Source organism: Marinifilum fragile JCM 15579, assembly GCF_001310955.1.
Lineage (GTDB): Bacteria > Bacteroidota > Bacteroidia > Bacteroidales > Marinifilaceae > Marinifilum > Marinifilum fragile.
In genome coordinates, this window is record NZ_BAZX01000001.1 from 346295 (window position 1) to 367998 (window position 21704).

Genomic DNA, 21704 nt, shown 5'->3' on the forward strand with positions numbered 1-21704 from the left:
ACATTGACGAAGAAAATTTAAAGGAATTCTACTCAGCTTTATTTTTCTTTTTTTTATTGCCTCTTAAAAAGCTCATGTATTTTTTGAATAGGCCAGAGAATGTGTTAAAATCTTCTTTGTAAAAGACACCAATTCCCTGTGTGTTTCTTGATTCTTCGTAGACTAAATATTCATTGGATCTCGTAAAAGCTTTTAGTTGTAACTTTCCCTTTTTATCCAATTTGATATTTACATCCACATCTCCAACAATATCATTGGCCCTTTCCTGGCTATTGCTCGTTCCAACATTACCATTAATGGTTACCTTATCGTCGAAAACCTGAGTTGATAGAGCGACTTGAATTTCATCACTGGTAAGGTTATCTCCTGGGCGATAACTTACACCAATATCAAAATCGTTACTAATTTGACTCAGCCAATTGGAAAGTTGATTGGATAACAACTCACTGGTAGTTACCCCAACTGCATAGCTCGAGTTTTTGTTTTCGAAATCGGGATCAGTAGATCGAAGGTATTCAGGTGTGTAAAATCTATTTAAAACCAAAAGCGATAGGATTTGTTTATTGGTTTCATCTTCAGTCGTAAATAAACCTTCCAGAATACTTTGCGTTTGCTGATCTAACGTAGGAAATGCAATATTAAATTTGATGATTGGATTTTCAAGATTTTGACTTAGATTCATATTACATTGAACCGGAATCTTTCTGTTAATATCAATGTATGGTGTATTCAACAATAGGTCGTATAAGGTTGTTTTAACGTTGTATACAGCATCAATATTAACGGTAGCATTGTAAGGATCGCCCGCCCATTTAATATTTCCACCATTTGCTAGATCGAACTTTTTATTAATTACATTCTGCAAAGTGAAAAGATAACTTCCTTTTTGGATGGTGTAATCACCAAATATCTTAAATTCACCTTTGGTATCGATTTCAAGTTTTAGGTTTCCATTTCCTTTGGCTTTAAGAACATCACCAATCTGTGAGTCAAAAATAATTTGAATATCAGTTTCTGGAGTAATTTCAAGGTCGCAATTCATACGGATTCCGGATAAATCAATTTTGTATTCCTCGTCTTCAGTATTTTGATCTGTTCTATTGGTATTAATAAATGTAATGAAATTACTTTCCTGAATATCTCCATTATTGTTAATGGGAACATAAACTCTTGTATTTTTATCTGTTTTTGCTCTAATTTCTACTTCCAGATCATTAATTGGCCCAAATAGGTGAGTGATACCTGTTACATACGCTTCGCCATAAAAAAGTTCATTGTCGGCTTCTTTTGTATCAAGAACATTAAAATTCAGAGTATTTACTGAAAGATCTAGCTGGAAGTTATTGAATTGCTCGTGTGTAATTGCTCCAAAAAGCAAAGCAGATTGATCATTTTGATCGTTAATGGTGAAATTATCGAATCGGAGCTCGCCAGGCATTATGCTAATGCTATCATTACAGTGATATGTAGTTTTTAGTGCATTTACAGTAAATTCGGCTTGCTCAAATTTCAATTTTCCAACTGGCTTTAAATCATCTGTACGACCTTCGATATGCACGCTTCCCGAAGTATTGCCTTTAATATTAGATATATTTTCTTGAAGATAAGGATTCAATAATTCCATTCTCATTTTATCGATATTAATATCCATACTTAAGGAATCAGAATCCGGGAAATAATCTCCGGTTACCTCTAACTCTTTACGTGATGAGAAATCTGTAAATGACGAAAAGCTTAATTTTTTTTGGTATTTGTTCCAATCACTGATTAGAAATAAATTACCAAGAGTATCCTGATTTAGAATTAAATTCTCAATCATTAGGTTTGAATTGGATAGCCTGTCACCATAGAAGTCTGAAACTTGAACATAACCTTTCACAGTACCATTGATACCAATATTTTGTTCGCGTGTCAAATCATTTAAATTCTTCAGACTAATGTTTTGGATTCTGAAGTTTATACTGTCATTGGGATTATTTGAAATCTTACCATCTAAACCAAAGAATTGATTTTCTCGTGCAATTTTAAAATTGTCTATTTCATAACTGGTACTATCGATAACAATTCGGGATTCAGGAATAGACCATATGCTGTCAGCCATAATAATTGTACTTGGCAGCAAGCTTATATCCCATTTTATGTTTTCTGATTTTTTTGACTTCTTCACTTTGCCTTCTGCAGATAAAAATCCACTATATGTAACTTTATCCCAATTGTTCCAAAGTACATCGAGTTTGATTTTGTTTTTTTCAGCAATTAGTTTTTGCGAAAGGTTGTATAAGCCAAAATTATCCGAGAATTTAAACTTGTTGGTTCTTCCCTTTAAGGTAAGTTTATCGCTATCGGTACTTAGGTCGATTTTTAATTCATCCAAAGATTTTCCTTCTACAACCAGCTTTGGAGTTTCAAAATGAAGGTTCAATTTACGATCAACAGCAATTATTTCACCTTCTAAATTGGTTTCTGGTGCAATGCTAAAATTAGGGAATAGCACCGAAGTAATTGGTTCTGTATCCTTAAGTTTTAATTGAAACTTAAAATTATTGGTACTATCTATTTTTTCGTATTCTTTATCAGGAGCATAGGCAGGTAAATAGTAATAGGCAAGATTGGCAATGGAGGATATTAATTTGCCAACTTCATAATTTCCTTCAACATTAGCATCCGAAACATCCGAATTTAATATCATTCTTTTGAATTCTGGAGATGTAAAAGAGTTAATGGTAAATTTATTCAAAAGGAATTCGCCTAAGCTATTCTTATAATTGGTGTTGTTGATTTCTATGATCCCATTGGCATTATCGAAACTGCTACCAGTAAAGTTTGCATTAACAGATAAGCTGAGTTCCGCTTTCTGATCGCTTGTGTTTAGATGTAATGGAAATAGTTTTGCATGTTTTAGGTGTGAACTAAAGTTCATTGTTGGAATTTCTTGAGAGAAATCCACTTTACCAGAGAAATCAAAACCTATATTAGGGTCTTCAATGGAAACTTTACCATCAAATTGAGATTCTGAAAAGAACCCGTTCAGGCTTAAGTTCTTGTATGCGTAATCGTAAAAGTCAACTTCACTAATGTTTCCTTTCATGATTCCTTGGGTGGTTTCAGGAGAAGTGTAACCACTAATTGAAACATTCAGTGAGATTTCGCCAACTTTTTCCTGTTCGATTAATCCACCCAGATTAAAATTTTCTGTTCTTAAATCACCATTAAAATCCAACTTGTTATTTCCTTGATTCGGTTTAAACAGGATATCGGTTTTCAAATGTCCCAATTCGGTATTGAAGTTCCCATAGAATACAAAATCATTGATAAAACCATTAAATTTTCCTTTGTATTGTATCAATCCAAGATTGTTAAAATACTCAGGCAATTTAAAATGTTCTTTTGAATAGCCGGGAATATAAACCTTTTCGATATCCGAAATGCTAGTAGTTAACTCTTTAAAATCGGCTTCAAGGTATGTGTCGCTCAGGTATGGCAAGCCATTCATATAAAACCTTCCCTTTAAAGCAGTGTTGTCGCCATATGCAATATCAATATCTCGTCCTCTTAAATCAAAAATGGTACCATACAGTTTACCTGATAAATAACCTGTTTCTCTGAAACCTAACAATTCTTCGTTGAAATAAGCCAGATCCAAAAAGCTTACTCTTGATGATTTTAGCAGGAAATCGAGTTGCATTTTTTTCGTGAACTTAGCCCAATACTTTTTGTGTGGTTCATAATTGAAATAAAGATGTTCAGCTACAACTTTACTTTGTTTCGAAACAATGTTCACATCAGACAATCCCCATTGATGACTGGTAAACCAATTGTTGGCTTTAAAATCTTTCAGTACAAAACCTGATTTTTCTTTACAGCTGAGATGCTGTAGGAAAAAACCAATGGAATCGCCTACTACTTTTATGTTTCTGGCCTGAATGTTTAGGTCGGTAACAAAAATGTCATCATAGTTCATTCCAAAGTTTTGTGGGACGTAATCAATTGTTTTGTAGCCAAAACTCGAATTCTCCATATCAACATTTGCAACCGATATTTGCCATGATTTTTGATCTGTCTCTTCAGGGGGCGAAGAATTGCTACTTGATAAGGAATCTATAAATACTTCGATATTTAAGTTTCGTTCTTCATCTTCGTATAGGTTGAAGAAGGTTTTCGAAAGGGTAAGTTTATTAATGTAAATCTCTTTTTTACCGAAACTAAAAGAGTCAATTTCGGCTTTTAAGTTATCAATGTAAATTAAGGTGTCTTGTCTGTAATCTTCAATATACAATCCTTTTAAAACAATACTCTTAAAGGGAGAAATGTTTACTCCTTCAATGCTAATTGGTGTGTGAGTTTGTTCCGATAAGTAATTAGCAATTTTTCTACTTACATGAGTTTGAACTGTACTGCTAAGGAAAAGCAAATACATGATGCAGGGAATCATAATGATAACTGCTACAGTCCAAATTGATATTTTGAAAAATTTTTTAATAATTTTGCCGTTTTGTGAGTTGCACAAAATTAGGTAAAAAGAAGAAGAAAGTAACAACAATAAAGGGCGATTGGGAGCTTTTTTGATTTTTTTAACTATTGGTAGGATAAATCAATTTAATTGCCCGACATAATGAAATAAAAAGATGAGTATAACTATTCTTGGAATTGAATCATCATGCGATGATACTTCCGCTTCGATATTAAAGGATGGAATTATTTATTCCAACATTATAGCCAACCAAACGGTACATATGGATTATGGTGGGGTAGTGCCTGAATTGGCTTCTCGTGCTCATCAACAGAATATTATTCCTGTTGTGCATCAAGCTATGCAGAAAGCAGGGGTTACTGCCGATGAAATTGATGCGGTGGCATTTACAAGAGGTCCTGGTTTGTTAGGTTCTTTAATGGTGGGCACCTCATTTGCAAAAGGATTTGCGATGGCAAAGAACATTCCTTTGATTGAGGTAAATCACTTGCAAGCTCATATTTTGGCTCATTTTATCGATGATTTAAAAAATACTTACGATCATCCTGAGTTTCCATTTTTGGCATTGCTGGTTTCCGGAGGTAACTCACAGATTATTGTTGTAAAGGATCATTTGGAAATGGAAGTAATTGGTGAAACTATTGATGATGCTGCAGGAGAGGCTTTTGATAAGTGTGCCAAGGTTATGGGATTGCCTTATCCTGGAGGTCCAATTATCGATAGGAATGCAAAACAGGGAAATCCACATGCGTTTGAATTTAGCAGACCTAAAATTCAGGGATTGGATTATAGCTTTAGTGGTTTGAAAACTTCTTTCCTTTACTTTATTCGTGATAAAGTGAAAGAAAATCCAAACTTTGTACAGGATAATATGAATGATTTGTGTGCATCTTTACAATACACGATTGTTGATATTTTAATGAATAAGGTTAAAAGAGCCGCTCGTGAAACTGGAATTAAGCAGGTTGCTATTGCTGGTGGAGTTTCCGCAAACTCAGGTTTACAAAATGCGCTTCACGAAGCCGCTTCCAAATATAATTGGAAGGTATATGTGCCTAAATTGGGTTACTCTTTGGATAATGCAGCCATGATTGCGATTACAGGCTATTTTAAATATTTAAAGAATGAATTTGTTGGTCAGGATACGGCTCCATTTGCAAGAATGACAATTAAATAATTATACAGATCATTTATGATATAACAAGAAACGGAAGCCAATTGGCTTCCGTTTTTTATTCCGTAATATTTAGATAGTTTTTCAAAACCGAGATTGAATGATCATTAAAATGAGTCAAATCAAGAATTAACACCTCTTTATTTTTTAGTTTTAAGGTCATTTTGTGATTTTCGATTTTAATATCATTGATATCTTTCAGGTAAACTTTTATTTCTTTCGACTTCCAACCTGTTTTGTATTTCAGTTTTCTTGAATTGATAGTAAGATACTCTTTGGGATACAGGATTTTACATCCCAGAAGCAAACCGATAAAATAAACAGCCAAAGTTGCAAGAACAAAAATCAGATAGTTACCATGTGGTAAAAAATTAAAATAACGGTTGAAAGCATACAACAAAACTGCGGAAACCAAAAAAGCAATGGCCAACGCCAGCTGTTTTCCTTTTGCTTCGTTGTTATTGATTTTATGATCTCTGATGTCGAATTCGAACTGGAGCATTTTTGTTTTATTAAGAGTCTTGCTTAAAGTTACTAAATAAAGAAGATTTTAGTAAATAAAAATTTATTCTTCTACTAGAATCTGATTGAATAAACTATTCTGTTCCAACAAATCGCTATATGATTGGGAAATTAAATCCTTGGCATTTATTTCCAGTAACTTGATATAGAAATTGCATTGTTCCTGTAGCTTTTCTTTTGGAATACTGCCATCCAGATCAATTGCTTCAATTTCAACAAACTTACCAAGCCCTTTTACATCATCAATATGAAATTTTACGTTCTCAATAAAGTAGATTTCTCTTTTTTTATCGACAACACATCTGCTGCCCATCGATTGTTCAAGTATTTTTTTTAAGGCAGAACCAGCTTTGGTTTGGTACAAGTTCACTTTACTTTCTCTTGAACCTTTTTGGTCTTCACGAAAATAGTGAATTAGGTTGTTTTCAATTTCTCCCTCTCGCAATTTTAAGCGTCCCGATTTGGCATGGAAATAGGTGTCAATTTGATGATCAACTCCTTTAAAATCGGCATTCTTCGAGTTTAAAATTTCACGAATTTTATCTTGATTTTTACAGTGGGCTTTAATTTCTACAGTTACTGGCATTTTTTCGCTTTTTAATACGTCCGAAATATCGTAAAAAAAATGATCCAAATTCATGAAATTACTTAGGTAAAAATGAATTAAAATTCATGCTTTCAAAGCAGTTTTTTCTGCATGTCGGGATGGAGTTAAGCGACCAACAGATATTCTGTGTAATAATCCGCTCTTTTCATGAGCTTTGGAGTAATCCCTAAAATTGTAGCTGTATTTCAGATACACAACTTCCTGAAATATTAGGAATTTCTATATTAATTACTGAAGATTTATTTTACTCAATTCTTTAGGCAATGCTTTTGGTAATTTGGCTTAGAATTTTTCTTAATGCTTCTTCTTTGAGTGGTTTGCTAATAAAGTCATTCATTCCAGCTTCTAAACATGTTTTTTTATCTTCCACAAAAGCATTTGCCGTTAATGCTATAATAAAAGCTTTATCCATTTCAGGATGATCAGACTCAAAATTTCGTATTTTTTGAGTAGCATTGAGTCCATCTAGAACAGGCATTTGCATGTCCATCAATATAACCTGGTAGTTATTTTCTTTTTGCATTTCAAATGCCTCTAAACCATTTTTTGCTACATCGCAATGTAAGCCCATATGGCGCAAGGTAAGAACGGCAACTTTTTGGTTAATAGGGTTGTCTTCTGCTATAAGAATTGATAATTGTCTTGGAATTTCCACGTCTTCATTTTTAAACATATCCGCCTCCTTGTCTTTGTATCCAAATTTTAGTTCAAACATAAACCCTGAATCAACACCTGGTTCTCTTTTTCAAATTAATTTTACCTTCCAGAGAGTTGGTTAAATTCTTCGAAATTGCTAATCCTAGTCCAGAGTCTCCATATATCCGGTTTGTTGAACTATCTGATTGAGTAAATTCTTTAAATAGTTTTTTCCGTGCGTCTTTCGAAATTCCTATTCCGTTATCTTTTATCGTAAAAAACAAAGATACATATTGATTGGTTTTTTCAAGACATTTTACAGATAATAATACTAAACCTTTATGTGTAATTTCATTACATTATTTTCAATATTAAACACTATGGCTTCTTCAATCGACTAAAAATTAAGCTTGTGATAGATTGTGTCAGTTATTTGTTTAATATAGAATTCAACATTTTCAATTTAAATGTTAGGGTTAAAAAAGATTCAGTTTTCTGAATCATCGGTGATGATACGGTTTTCCTAGTGAATGGTTACTTTTTTAGTGTGAATAAATGATATTTTTCCGTGAATTTTAGTGTAAGTAAAAAAATGTCTTTCCCCTTTGGTTGGAAATATAAAGAGTAATAGAAAAATGAATAGTATTTTGTTAATAAAATGTTATTAGGCTTGGATAATGATTAGATATGCAATAGGTTTGTTATAAATAAACAAAATCAAACAACTAATTAATCCTAAATCCAAAAAAAGATGAAATACTTAGGTTTAATGGCAATGTGTATTATGATGTTGTCATGTAATTCAGTTAAGAAGGAAAAAACTGACGAGAAAGAATTTTCTCAAATCAAACAAACTGCTTTATCAATTGAGCAAGTAATGCAAGCTGCTGCTGATAATGTTGGCAAAGAAGTTTACTTCCAAGGTACCGTTAATCATGTTTGCGCTCACTCAGGCAAACGTTGTATTCTAAAAACTGCCGATGGCAAATTATCGATTAGAGTGGAAGCAACTGGTAAATTGGAGGGATTTGCAAGAGAACTTGCTGGTAACGATCTTATTGTAACAGGAACATTAAGAGAAAAGAGGTTGGATACCAGTTCTATTGACAAATGGGAAGCTGATGTGAAAGCAAAACAAGTTGATGAGGGAAAAGGTGAGCATTGCAGTTCTGAAATGGCTAACATTAAAGATATGCGTGACTGGATGAAAGAAAACAATAAAGATTACTATGCAATCTACTACGTAGACGGAACAGCTTATGAAATTGTGGAGTAAGAAATTTTGGAGAAAATGGCTTAGGTTGATTCATCGTGACTTGGGCTATTTTTTTGTAGGGATAACAATTATTTATGCGGTTTCGGGAATCATTCTGAATCATAAAAAAAATGGAGAAGATCCAGCTTACCGTACCATAAAACAGAATTATAAACTGGAAGCCAATTTAAGTCCGGATCAACTTAAATCTTATTGGGGGAATAATTTTTTAGATTATCAATTGAATAGAATTATTCCTAATTCCGAAAATTACGATGTTTATTTAAAGGGTGGTTTAGGTAAATACGACCCTATGAGTGGAGAATTGGAATTTGAAGTGTATGAGAAAAAGCAGTGGGTTTATTTTATGAATAAGCTTCATTACAATAGTAAAAAGGGTTGGACTCTTATGGCTGATGTATTTGCAGTTGCCATGCTATTGTTTGCACTTTCAGGCATTTTTATGGTCCCAGGAAAAAAAGGAATAACAGGAAGAGGAAAGTGGTTAATTGCCATAGGTATTGTCCTTCCTTTTTTATTTTTTCTATAAATTTTAAGGTGCTGATTTTTAAGCACCTTTTTTTATGCAACTTCATAAAATGTCAGGAAGACTCCTTTGGAATGATAATTGATCAAAGAAGGCGAAAACAATTAATGGCTATTTTATCAATCAAAATAATCCGTTAAATTGTCAAGCCTTAAAACATTAGTACCATGAATAAAATTCTACTAGCCCTAATTTTAGTTCTGATGCAGTTTGGCTCAATGAGTCAGAATAAAGAATTGAAAAAATTGTATTCAAAAGGGAAATACGATCAGTTGATTGAAAAAGCTCAAACTCTATTGGTAGAGAATGACTCTGATCCTGTTCTAAATTCGATTTTAGGTAGAGCCTATACCAATTCAAAGCAATTTACCAAGGCAATTCCATATCTTGAGAAATCCATGCTAAGTGATTCTGCCAGCGAAGAAATTAAGGCTCTTAGTAAGGCTTATTTGGCCAAATGTTATTTTGTAACTGGCGAAAAACAAAAGGCTATTACTTATCTAAAAGAATGTCAGAATGACAGAGTTTCCAAAGAGGCAAGTAGATATGCATACCGATACTTAAATTTGTTTCAAACAGGAGTTTATTATCAAACTTGGGAAGTGGTTGAATCCGAAAATATAAGATTTCATTTTCAGGATAAGCAAAAATCACAAAATGCCGATGCTTATATGGAGCGCCTAAAAGTAAATTATAATAGGATGGCATCATTTTATGGAATCGATTCTCCCAAAAAAGTAGATGTGTTTGTTTGGCATGATAGGAATGAGGCTTTTCGCAAGCTTAATCAACCTTTGGGATTTTATAATTCAGATCTGTGTATTGTGAATGTTTGGGATCAGCAGGAAGATGATTACGAGTTGTGCCATATGCTAAGTCAGATGGTGTTAAAACCAAAGTCTAAAAGTATGCTTTTGGATAAAGGTTTGGTTGTATATTTCGATACCATGGACAAAAATCTTTTTGCCATTGCCAGAAAAAGAGTACCCAAAGACGAATTTTCGATTCTCGAATTATGGGAAGATCCTACGAAGTATGAGCGCAATTTAAGTTATCCGGTTGGAGCTGCTTTTATTGAGTTTTTGTTGAATAAAGGAGGAAAAGACAAACTGAAAAAACTTTTGGAAAATCAAACCATAAAGAATGGGAGAGAGGTTTATCCTGATTTTGAGAAGTTGGTAAAAACTTACGAAGCAATGTTGCTTAGAAGGTAAAGTTACCGATCTTTATTCTGCCAAAATTAACGAATAAGGATGCTTAAAGTAGAAAGAAGTACTCGATTTGTAGCAAGAAGTAATGTGTAAGTAGGAGGAAGTACTCGATCTGTAACAAGAAGTAATGTGTAAGTAGAAAGAAGTACTCGATCAGTAGCAAGAAGTAATGCGTAAGTAGAAAGAAGTAATCGATTTGTAAGAAGAAGTAATAAATAAAACCACCAAGGAAGCAATTTCCAAGGTGGTTTTTTGTGTTTGTATAGGTATTGGGTTAATTTACTCGTACTTTAAACTTACAACTGGATTCTTTGTTGCAGATTTCCAGGATTGATATGCTACGGTTATGGTTGATATAACAGTAAGAAGCATAAACACAGCAATAAACAACCAGTATGGGAAATCAATTCTAAAAGGATAATTAAGGAACCACTCTTCCATAGCAAAATAGGTTATTGGCCATGAAATTATTGAGGCAATTAGAATCCATTTGCTGAAATCTTTACTGAAAATAAGAATCAATTGATTCATTGTTGCACCAAGAACCTTACGAACACCAATCTCTTTAGTTCTTTCTTCTGCATTAAACGAAGCCAAGCCAAAAAGTCCAAGACAGGAAACTATAATTGCCAATATTGATGCGTATAGTAAAGTGCTGATTGTAGCTCTTTGACTTACATACAAGTTGTCGTAATGATCGTCAAGGAAATTATAAATCAATGGAAATTCTGGATTGTATTTATTGCAAATTTCCTGAATTTCCTGAACTGCTTTTGTTGCATTTCCTTCAACATATCGTACAAACAAGAATCTTGGGTCGTCGCATAAGCGAAGCATAAACGGTTGTAATTTGCGAGTGTTTGGCGTACAATGGTAATCTTTAACAACACCAATAATTCTTGAATCCTGGTTATTTCCAGTACGAATCGTTTTATCAATTACCGATTCGTCAGAAATCATTCTGGCAAATTTTTCATTGATAATCACACAACTGGAATCTGCAGCAGGATTATCCGCATTAAAAGGTCTTCCTGAGTGAAATTTTACTTTAAAAACATCAAAGAATTCTGCATCTACATAAGGATAAGTTATCAAAGGTTTAAATTCAGGATCTTTACCTTCCCAATTTTCACCCCATCCATTTGAAAAAACGGAGTACGGAATATGTGAACCATAGGAGACATTTTCGACAAATGTACTTCTCATCAATTCACTTTTTATCGTTTCAATCTTTTTTTGCATCTGTTGATTGATATTAATCGAGATCACATTGTCTTTGTTTAAACCAATATCCATATTAGATAAATACCTGGTTTGTAAAACAATGGTTAAGGTGCAAATCAATAGAGATGATGCCAATATAAACTGAATTACTACCAGAATTCTTCTAAAGCGATTGCTTCCTTTTCCTCCTGAAAATGTACCTTTTAATACCATGATTGGATTAAAGGAAGATAGGTAAAAGGCAGGATATGCTCCGGCAACTAATCCCGTCACCAAGGTAACTCCCAGAATAATCAACCAAAATTCTATAGATGAATAATCCAGAATAAGGTTTCTGCTCATTAAAGAATTGAATTGTGGTAAGAAAAGGTGTGCTAGAATGATTGCGAAGTTTGCAGATATGACTGTGATTAGTAATGATTCTCCAATAAACTGCTTGATCAATTGCGGATAAGTAGCTCCAATTGCTTTTTTTAGACCAATTTCTTTGGCTCTTTTAGCTGCACGCGCAGTAGAAAGATTCATAAAATTGAAACAAGCAATAATCAGGATAAAAATGGCAATCATGAAGAACATCTTAACCTGGGTAATTTTGGTTGGTGAACCATCAAGGTAGTACAGGTGTCTTTTAAGCAATGGAAATAAGAAGGCGTATTTATCACTTTCCTTATCAACATGATCGATATAAAATTGATCTAATTTTTCGTTTAGAATGCCAATATCAGTTCCCTCAGCAATTTTTGCATATCCAAAATAATTATGCGAACCCCAATTTTCCGACCAGGGATTTGCCTTTCTCATCAACTCGAATGGCATTAACAACTCAAACTTTATTGATGAATTACTTGGGATATCCTTAACAACTGCAGTAACTGTTAGAGGTTGTCTATTATCAATGTTAACGGTTTTGCCAATAGGGTTTTCATTCCCAAATATTCGTTTCGCTGATTTTTCTGTTAGAACCAAAGAATTAATATCATTCAAACAGGTTTCCATATTTCCTTGTACCAAAGGAAAATTGAAAATTTTGAAAAAATCGGGATCAGCACTTTTTATACTTTCATATTGTTTTTTACCATTGTATTCAAGAAGTAAATTTTCTCCCCAAGCATTAAAATGTGTAGCATATTTTATTTCTGGATATTTTTCTTTTAAGGCATCAATTAATGGGGTTGGCAAATTGGGCATTGCATTTCGCTTGCCATTCCAGGTCTGATAGTTTCCTACCTGATACACTCGTTCAGCATCATTATGGAATGTATCGTAATTCATTTCATGATTTACCCAAAGCAATAGCAATATGGTACACGCCATACCAATAGCCAAACCTACGATGTTGATAAAACTGTATCCTTTATTTCGGATCAGATTTCGATATGCAATTTTAAGATTGTTAATAATCATGATTGATTGGTTTAAAGGATTTCAGCTTGGACTGCTTTAGTAACTTGTTTTTTGTGATTTTCGCTAACAATATGGCCATCGAATAACTGTACGATTCTGCTTGCTCTTTCTGCGTCGCTGCTCGAGTGAGTAACCATTACAATTGTGGTGCCTTCCTGATTTAATTCGGATAGCAAGTCCATAACTTCTCTACCATTTGCTGAATCAAGATTTCCGGTTGGCTCATCGGCTAAAATTAAATTAGGATTCGAAACTACAGCTCTTGCAATTGCCACTCTTTGTTGTTGTCCACCCGATAATTGTTGTGGAAAATGTTTACTTCTATGATCAAGTTGTACCCGTTTTAGAACTTCTGCAACTTTTCTTTTTCGTTCTGATGCAGGTACTTTTTGATATACCAAAGGCAATTCAACATTTTCGTAAACACTAAGTTCATCAATCAAATTAAAACTCTGAAAAACAAAACCAATGTTGGATTTTCTCAATTTAGTTCTTTGTTTTTCTGTATAATGCGCAACTTCATTTTCAAGAAATCTAAAATTGCCGGCTGAAGGATTATCAAGCAAACCGATAATGTTTAGTAAAGTTGATTTGCCGCAACCTGAAGGTCCCATAATAGCAACAAATTCGCCTTTTTTTATGTGTAAATTAATATTCGATAAAGCTAAAGTTTCTACTTCTTCAGTTCTGAAAACTTTACTTAAATTGGATGTTTGTATCATGATTGTCTGTATTTATTGGGTTTGTTTTGCTTATAGCTATACTTGTGCCAAAAGTTGTAACTAAAAGTAAAAGAGAATGAAAGAGGTGTTATTGTGTTTGAGGTAAATTTAAACTGTTTCAAAATCATCCAGTAGATGTACCAAAATGGAACAATATTTTATCTGAATATAATGTTTTGTATTATTTTTATCCGAGATGAATGATACGCATATTATAATTATTTCATAATGAAAAAAAATGGTAAGCTGCTAATAGTTGATGACAATAAAAGTGTTTTAAGTTCTTTAAAGCTCTTTATTAAACATCATTTTGAATTATTGGATACTTGTTCTAATCCCAATCAGATACCAGGTTTGGTTACAAAAGACAAGTATGATGTTGTACTGTTGGATATGAATTTTTCGGCTGGAGTGAATTCTGGGAATGAAGGATTATATTGGTTGCGTGAAATTTTGAAGCTGGATACTTCGTTGGTAGTAATCTTATTTACAGCATATGGCGATGTAAATTTAGCAGTTAATGCCATGAAAGAAGGAGCAACAGATTTTATTTTAAAGCCATGGGACAATAAAAAATTGTTGGCAACGCTGCAAAGTGGTGTTGAGTTGCACAGAACTAGAGTACAAGTAGAAAAACTGAAGCAACAAAAGAACTATCTGCAAAAAGATTTAAATCAGCAGTTTGTAAATATTATTGGAGAATCGGATGCCATTAAGGAGGTTTTAAATACGGTTAAAAAAGTTGCTGCAACAGAGGCTAATATTTTAATACTTGGTGAAAATGGAACAGGAAAAGAATTAATCGCCAGAGAAATTCATCAATTGTCGAGTAGAAAAAAGAACATTTTTTTAGGAGTTGATTTGGGAGCTTTGAGTGATAATTTATTTGAAAGTGAATTGTTTGGACATGTGAAAGGGTCGTTTACCGATGCTAAAGAAGATAGAATAGGAAGATTTCAGGCAGCCAACAAGGGAACTATTTTTTTAGATGAAATAGGAAATTTATCCATGCCAATGCAAGCCAAACTTTTATCGGTATTGCAGAATAGAGTTGTTACACCCATAGGCTCAAATCAGCAAGATGAAATTGATGTAAGATTGATTTGTGCTACAAACGCAAATATTCAGAAATTGATATCGACTGATAGTTTTAGAGAGGATTTATTATACAGAATCAATACCATTACCATTGAGTTACCACCTTTACGAGATAGGGGAAATGATGTATTGATAATTGGGGAGTTTTTTTTAAAGCAATTTTCTAAAAAGTATGGAAAAAAATTACCAATAATTCATCCTGATGCAAAGGAGAAACTTGTTAATTATTCATGGCCTGGTAATATTCGAGAATTGCGTCATTGTATGGAACGAGCCATTATTTTAGTAGATTCTGAAGTTTTATTTGCTGATGATTTTCAACTGGAACAAAAGGATACTCAGCTTGGTTTTGGTACAAAACCAATAAGTTTGGAAGAAGGCGAGCGTGTGATCATTGAGAATTCATTAAAAAGAAATCGGGGTAATATTAGTCAGGTGGCTAAGGAGTTAAACATTGGTCGCCAAACTTTATATCGCAAAATTGAGAAGTATAATATTTTACACTAATAAAATGATCTATCGTCGACTGTATATTGTTGTAATTGTAAGAGTACTCGGAATATTGGCAAACAGTTTAATGTTGGCATTTATCTGGTATGAATATCGGGATATTGTACTCCTTGTTAACTTGGTTGTATTGCTAATAGTACAGATTATATTATTTATTCGAAGGTTGAATAAAGTTAATCGTGATTTAGAACATTTCTTTAGTACAGTTAGAAATAGCGATACAAGCGTAAAATTTGGCTCAAATCGAACAAAGGAATATCGTAATCTATACAAACAATTTGATCTGATCAATAAGGACATACTTGGGATTAAAATTAAGAATCAGAATCAAGATCAGTATTTTAGGGCTTTGGTGGAACATGTTGCCATAGGACTTATTTCTATTGATTCGAATGGAAAAGTATTACTCTTTAATAAGGCAGCGCAAGATATCTTCAATAGAATTCACTTGTATAGGATTGAGGATTTGGATAGGATTCAAGAAGGACTAAGTGCTGCGATTCTGGAAATTGAGCCATTACAAAAACGACTGATTTCTCTCCATAGAAACAATGAATTGGTTCAACTTGCAATAAAAGCAACCAAATTAAAATTAAGTGGACAGGAAATAAAATTGGTTTCCTTTCAAAATATTCAGCAGGAACTTGATGAAAAAGAACTGGATGCCTGGCAGAAGTTGATAAGAGTTCTTACGCATGAAATTATGAATTCGCTGAGTCCAATAAATTCCTCTATTGGAACAATATCAGAAATTTTTAAAAATAGAAAACAAGAGGGAGGGGAAATTAATCAAGAAGAAAGTGATGATGTGGTGACCGGCCTGGAAATAATAGAGGAGAGAACCATTGGGATGGTTGATTTTGTGAGTCGCTTTAGAGATTTAACCCTTCTTCCATCGCCGAAATTTAAACTTGTCAATTTGGTAGATCGTGTAAATCAAATACTCAAATTGTTGAAAGAAAATTTACAATCCGAGAACATAGAGGTAAATGTAGTTCATCCCAAGGATGGTGTTGTAGTTAATGCTGATCCTGCAATGCTTGATCAAATATTATTAAATCTAATCAACAACTCAATTCAGGCATTAAGAACTTGTGATAATAAGCAAATAGAGATTCGGATAAGTGAAACAGAAAAGACAAGTATTGATATTGAGGATAATGGATGTGGTATATCTGAAGAAAATAGGGAAGAAATCTTTATACCTTTTTTTACAACCAAGGAGAATGGATCAGGTGTTGGGTTGAGTTTATCTCGTCAATTAATGAAATTACATAAAGGATCATTAACTTTTACTTCAAGGCAAGGAGGTCCTACAATATTTAAGCTTCAGTTTAATTCGTAAATATTGTTAAAAAAACTAAATGTGAATTTGTAATTCAAAATAATATCTATATTTGTACTCGAAATACCAATGGAGTTCAATTGTGGCAAAAACGGACAAGATAGAAATTCAGGAAAGAGTAACACATGTTGCTATGGAGATGATGATGAAATTTGGTCTTCGTGGTTTAAATATGGTTGAACTTGCCAAGGAGTGTGGTTTAGCGAAAGCTACACTATATAAAATCATCGGAACAAAGGAGGATTTGATTAGACAAATTGCCTTTCAAATCTTAAATGTTAATATGCTCAGGATTCTTGAGCCATATAAAACGAAAGACGATCCTGTTGAAGTCGTTAAGGAATTCTTGGATAATTATTTAAATTATGCAATTTCAGCACAAAAGATTCTAAATCAACAGATTTATAAAGAATATCCTTTGATTGAAAAAGATGTTGATGATAGATTTGAATGTGAAGTAAAAATTGTCTCTGATAAGCTCAGAGAATGGCAAGAAAAGGGGTTGATAAGACAGGATATTAATGTGGATTATTGTATAGATGCTTTAACGGCGCTAGATCACATATATATTATGGGTAATTATCCGGAACAAGAAGCAATTGAAAGGTTACGTGAATCTTTTACATGTATGTTAAGGGGAATGGGAATAGAGATAAAATAATTTATAGTTTAAGGAGTATTGTTTCATACTTCTTATTTTTGTGATAAAAATGAACTGGGTAGACCTTTGAAGTTCAAAAAGTAATTTAAATAATGTTGGAGTGGTTATGCTCCGTATATTTTTTGTTTAAAAATGAACTCTATGAACATTAAGAGTTCAAATGGTGTTAAAATGAAAATAATGAAAATTTCTAATGTCTTAATTCTGCTGTTTGTTATTTCGGCAGGTCTTTTTTCGTGTAAAGACAAAAAAGAGAGTACTAAAGAGCTTATTCAGCCTGTGAAGATTTACCAGGTGAATGCAAATGAAGAAGAGCAGAATAAGAAGGTGTTTACAGGTTTTGTGAAGGAATCTCGAGAGGTGCGATTGGCTTTCCAGGTACCAGGATCGTTGGTTAAATTGAATGTAGATCAGGGGCAGTTCGTTAAACAAGGAGAAGTTATCGCTGAACTTGATAAGAGAGATTTTATAGTAAATCTGGAGTCCGCCAATGCCAATTATGAAAATGCGAAATTACAGGCAGAACGTTATGCTGCTTTGTATGAAAAAAAGAGCACTTCGAAAAGTATTTATGACCAGATGCAAGCGGCTTATAAATTAGCCAAAGCACAAAAGGAAGCGGCAGAAAATGCATTAAGAGATACCAAAATTCAGGCTCCTTTTGCAGGCTATATACAGGGAATGTTTGTGGAAAACTTCGAAAAAATAGCTGCGGGACAACCTATCGTTTCAATTTTAGATTTAAATAATCTGGAAGTTACGGTTGCCTTAAGTGAGAACGATTTCCTGATGAGAAATTCATTTGATTCTTTCACATGTAAGTTTGATAATTTCAAGAATACCGAGTTTGACCTTAGCTTAATTGATATTGAAAGGAAACCTAATGGTGATAATTTCTTTAAAATGAGATTGAAACTTGATGCCAATAATAAGCAAGTTGTTCCGGGAATGGTGGCTAGCGTAACAGTCTTTATAAAAGCTGACGGAGAAGAAAATTATAAGGTGCCGGTAGAATCAGTGTTTAGTGATGAAGGCAAATCTTACGTTTGGATTTTCGATACCTCAAAGAAATGTGTGCAACAAAGAGAAGTTAAAATGTTGGGGTTTGATTCTAACGGAATGGTGAATTTGAGCAAGGGAATTTCCAATGGTGAAATGATTGTTGCAGCTGGAGTTCACTCCTTGCGCGAAGGTCAAAAAGTAAAAATGTTGGTAAAGAAGTCTAATACCAATGTAGGAGGTCAATTATGAATTTTACAGAAGTAGTATTAAAACAGCGAAAAGTATTGCTGTTTGTACTAATCGCATTGACTATAGGTGGGGTTTTTTCATTTTTCAAGATGGGAAAACTTGAAGATGCAGAAATTAGTGTAAAATCTGCACTGGTAATTACTCAATATCCAGGTGCATCGCCACATGAAGTCGAACTTCGTGTAACGGATGTTTTGGAAACGGCCATACAGGCAATGGATAATATCGATGATATCGAATCGCGTTCCATGGCTGGATATTCCGAAATCACAGTTAATATTAAGAAATCAGTTAAGAGCAAGGAATTACCTCAATTGTGGGATGTACTTAGAAGGAAGGTTAATGATATCACTCCAGCTTTACCCCAGGGTACATCAAAACCAATGGTTGTAGATGATTTTGGCGATGTATATGGGATATTTCTGGCATTAAGTGGTGATGGATACTCGGGAGAAGAGTTACAAGATTATGCCCGATACATGAAAAGAGAATTGCTTTTGGTTGATGGAGTAAAAAGAATTAATCTTTTTGGTGAACAGAAAACCAGTATTAACATTGAGCTTTCGCAAGAGAAAATGGCATACTTGGGGATACATCCAGCGCATGTTATTCAGATCCTGAATCAGCAGAATAGTATGGTAAATCCTGGAAGCTTGAAAGTTGGTGGAGATAGAATTCGAATTGCTTCAGATGGAAGTTTCCACGAATTGGATGACTTAAAGAACATCTTGATTTCGGCAAACGATCAAAACCCAATTTTTTTAAAAGATATTGCTCAGATAAAGGAAGATTACGTACGACCATTTACGAGTAAAATGAAGTACAATCAAGTTCCTGCCATTGGACTTACTATTGCAATGGAAAAAGGTGGCAATGTGATCGAATTAGGAGAAAGAGTTCAGAATAGGATTGATGAGCTAAAGACTAATGTTCCAGTTGGTATCAACATCAATCGTATCTTTTATCAACCAGAACGTGTTAGTGTAGCCATTGAGCAATTCATGATAAATCTGATTGAATCAGTTGTAATTGTAGTATTTGTGTTGTTATTGGCTATGGGTTTCCGAACCGGACTTTTAATAGGAAGTGGTTTGATATTCACCATTTTGGGAACATTCATCGTAATGTTAAGCGTAGACATTACATTACAACGTGTGAGTCTTGCAGCTATTATCATTGCAATGGGTATGCTGGTGGATAATGCAATTGTAATTGCCGATGGAATTTTGGTGGATCTGAAAAAAGGCTTGAAACGCGATGAAGCTATGAGCCGAACATCAAAACAAACTGCAATGCCTTATTGGGGGCTACGATAGTTGCAATTCTTGCATTTCTTCCAATTTATCTTTCGCCAGATAGTACTGGAGAGTTTTGTGCTAGCTTGTTCCAGGTAGTAGCAATTTCATTATTTCTTAGTTGGATTTTAGCACTAACACAAACCCCATATTTTTGCGATCTGTTTTTAAGGGGCAAAAAATATGAGAAACAAGAAAGTGAAGATGAACAAACGGATCCTTATGCCGGGAAATTTTATCAGAAGTTTCGTCACTTTGTAAAATATTCTCTTCGACACAAAACCATGATTTTATCAGTAACAGTGTTGATGTTCTTTTCCTCTGTGTTTGTGTTTAAGTATGTGAAACAATTGTTTATGCCTAATCTTGAGTACAATCAATTTATTGTTGAATATTGGTTGCCTGAAGGTTCGGATATTGAAACAGTAGAGAGTGATTTGAATGACCTGGAAGCCTATTTGCTTAAACAGGAAGATGTGCTTAATGTTACTACCAGTTTGGGTTCAACACCTGCTCGCTATACTTTGGTTAGACCTTTTAACAATAGTCATGCAAACTATGGGGAGTTGGTAATCGACACTAAAGATTATGAAACTACAGTTCGATTTGGTGCTGAGTTACAAGAATTTTTAGATGAGAATTATTCTTGGGCTAGAGCAAGAGTAAGATATTATTCTCCTATTTCTACAGAATCAATGATTGAGGCTAAATTTTCTGGTCCGGATCCAAAAGTTTTAAGAGAGTTGTCGGAAAAGGCAGAGAAAATTATGGAGGAAGAACCAACAGCAGTGAAGGTTACCAACAATTGGAAAAATCAAGTGAAAGTTTGGAACCCTCGTTTTTCTCAGGCACAATCGCGAGTAACAGGAATCAATCGTTCCGATGTTTCTAATGCTTTGGCTTGTGCTACCAATGGATTGGCAATTGGAGTATTCAGAAAAGCAGATGATATTTTACCTATCTATTTAAAAACAACAGTTGAAAAAGATAAGTATGTTGAATCTCTTGAAAATACGCCAGTTTGGGGAGCTAAACCTCAAAGTATTCCATTGCGCCAAGTTGTTTCTGATATTGACATCGAGTTTGAAGATCCTGTAATCAAAAGATATGATCGACGCAGAGCCATTAAGGCACAGTGCGATCCTGCTCCTGGATACAACGCTCCTGATGTTTTTAATAAAGTTCACGAAAAAATTGAAGCGATTCCATTGCCTGAAGGTTATGATTTAGAATGGTTGGGCGAGCATAAAAACAGTGCTGATGCAAATGAAAACATAGCGAAATTTTTACCATTGGCATTCTTATTAATGGTAATCATTATCATGATGTTGTTTAATAACTTCCGACAGCCAATTATTATTTTAACAATTCTACCGTTGGCATTTATCGGTGTTAGTTATGGTTTATGGTTAACAGGGAAGCCATTTGGATTTATGGCAGTACTTGGAACACTTGGGCTAATGGGAATGATGATTAAAAATGCAGTAGTTCTGCTCGATCAGATTAACCTGGATATAAGTGAAGGGAAAGATGTGTTAACAGCGATTATAGACTCAGCAGTATCCAGAATGCGTCCGGTAATTATGGCATCCTTTACGACCATTTTAGGTATGATTCCTTTAATTCCTGATGAGCTGTTTGGAGGAATGGCGGTTGCTATTATGTTCGGATTATTGATAGGATCAATTATTACATTAATTGTTGTTCCAGTATTGTATGCAGTATTCTATCGCATAAATACTAAAGAAGTTATGGATTTATAATACACTTT

At 33.8% G+C, this 21704-nt stretch carries 15 protein-coding genes and 1 pseudogene; 9 read left to right on the top strand and 7 right to left on the bottom strand.

Annotated elements, in window-relative coordinates; all coding sequences use genetic code 11:
• Positions 1–28 precede the first annotated feature (28 nt).
• On the bottom strand, positions 29–4417 hold the full coding sequence (locus tag JCM15579_RS01540; protein ID WP_172677342.1) for a translocation/assembly module TamB domain-containing protein: 4389 nt from the start codon (positions 4415–4417) through the stop codon (positions 29–31).
• A 208-nt stretch (positions 4418–4625) separates the two neighbouring features.
• Here JCM15579_RS01540 and tsaD point away from each other — a divergent pair, with 208 nt between their 5' ends.
• On the top strand, positions 4626–5648 hold the full coding sequence (tsaD, locus tag JCM15579_RS01545; protein ID WP_054714732.1) for a tRNA (adenosine(37)-N6)-threonylcarbamoyltransferase complex transferase subunit TsaD: 1023 nt from the start codon (positions 4626–4628) through the stop codon (positions 5646–5648).
• 55 nt (positions 5649–5703) lie between these two features.
• On the opposite strand, the gene JCM15579_RS01550 is transcribed toward tsaD, so the two are convergent.
• The 4 genes from JCM15579_RS01550 to JCM15579_RS22185 form a co-directional block, all read right to left on the bottom strand.
• Positions 5704–6147 carry a hypothetical protein gene (locus JCM15579_RS01550; protein ID WP_054714734.1) on the bottom strand — a complete coding sequence of 148 codons (444 nt, stop codon included), beginning with the start codon at positions 6145–6147 and terminating at the stop codon, positions 5704–5706.
• A 63-nt stretch (positions 6148–6210) separates the two neighbouring features.
• Complete coding sequence (locus JCM15579_RS01555; protein WP_054714943.1) at positions 6211–6753, bottom strand: class IV adenylate cyclase; 543 nt, start codon at positions 6751–6753, stop codon at positions 6211–6213.
• 277 nt (positions 6754–7030) lie between these two features.
• The gene (locus tag JCM15579_RS01560; RefSeq protein WP_054714738.1) at positions 7031–7489 is read right to left on the bottom strand and encodes a response regulator; all 459 of its coding nucleotides are present in this window, start codon (positions 7487–7489) and stop codon (positions 7031–7033) included.
• Between the two features lie 10 nt (positions 7490–7499).
• Positions 7500–7694, bottom strand: coding sequence for an ATP-binding protein (locus JCM15579_RS22185; protein WP_218186012.1), 195 nt, complete (start codon positions 7692–7694; stop codon positions 7500–7502).
• A gap of 467 nt (positions 7695–8161) precedes the next feature.
• Here JCM15579_RS22185 and JCM15579_RS01565 point away from each other — a divergent pair, with 467 nt between their 5' ends.
• From JCM15579_RS01565 to JCM15579_RS01575, 3 genes are all read left to right on the top strand, one after another.
• On the top strand, positions 8162–8686 hold the full coding sequence (locus JCM15579_RS01565; RefSeq protein WP_054714741.1) for a hypothetical protein: 525 nt from the start codon (positions 8162–8164) through the stop codon (positions 8684–8686).
• Positions 8670–9215 (top strand): PepSY-associated TM helix domain-containing protein, encoded by a 546-nt coding sequence (locus JCM15579_RS01570; RefSeq protein WP_054714743.1) that lies wholly within the window; start codon positions 8670–8672, stop codon positions 9213–9215. Before JCM15579_RS01565 ends, JCM15579_RS01570 begins: the two co-directional genes overlap by 17 nt.
• 164 nt (positions 9216–9379) lie before the next feature.
• Entirely contained in the window at positions 9380–10426 is a 1047-nt protein-coding gene (locus JCM15579_RS01575) for a hypothetical protein (protein WP_054714746.1), read from the top strand.
• A gap of 276 nt (positions 10427–10702) precedes the next feature.
• Here the strand turns inward: JCM15579_RS01575 and JCM15579_RS01580 are convergent, their stop codons facing one another.
• Both JCM15579_RS01580 and JCM15579_RS01585 read right to left on the bottom strand, forming a co-directional pair.
• A complete protein-coding gene (locus JCM15579_RS01580) occupies positions 10703–13051 on the bottom strand; it encodes an ABC transporter permease (RefSeq protein ID WP_054714749.1) in 2349 nt (782 codons plus the stop codon).
• 11 nt (positions 13052–13062) lie between these two features.
• Positions 13063–13773 carry an ABC transporter ATP-binding protein gene (locus JCM15579_RS01585; RefSeq protein ID WP_054714752.1) on the bottom strand — a complete coding sequence of 237 codons (711 nt, stop codon included), beginning with the start codon at positions 13771–13773 and terminating at the stop codon, positions 13063–13065.
• Positions 13774–14001: 228 nt separating this feature from the next.
• Here JCM15579_RS01585 and JCM15579_RS01590 point away from each other — a divergent pair, with 228 nt between their 5' ends.
• The 5 genes and pseudogenes from JCM15579_RS01590 to JCM15579_RS01610 all read left to right on the top strand — a co-directional run bounded on the left by JCM15579_RS01590 (position 14002) and on the right by JCM15579_RS01610 (position 21696).
• Positions 14002–15378, top strand: coding sequence for a sigma-54-dependent transcriptional regulator (locus JCM15579_RS01590; protein WP_054714756.1), 1377 nt, complete (start codon positions 14002–14004; stop codon positions 15376–15378).
• Between the two features lie 4 nt (positions 15379–15382).
• Complete coding sequence (locus tag JCM15579_RS01595) at positions 15383–16726, top strand: sensor histidine kinase (RefSeq protein WP_054714759.1); 1344 nt, start codon at positions 15383–15385, stop codon at positions 16724–16726.
• 82 nt (positions 16727–16808) lie between these two features.
• Positions 16809–17387, top strand: coding sequence for a TetR/AcrR family transcriptional regulator (locus JCM15579_RS01600; protein ID WP_157471260.1), 579 nt, complete (start codon positions 16809–16811; stop codon positions 17385–17387).
• 141 nt (positions 17388–17528) lie between these two features.
• The gene (locus JCM15579_RS01605; protein ID WP_054714766.1) at positions 17529–18638 is read left to right on the top strand and encodes an efflux RND transporter periplasmic adaptor subunit; all 1110 of its coding nucleotides are present in this window, start codon (positions 17529–17531) and stop codon (positions 18636–18638) included.
• Positions 18635–21696, top strand: a pseudogene (locus JCM15579_RS01610) (efflux RND transporter permease subunit). Before JCM15579_RS01605 ends, JCM15579_RS01610 begins: the two are co-directional and overlap by 4 nt.
• The last annotated feature ends 8 nt before the right edge of the window (positions 21697–21704 follow it).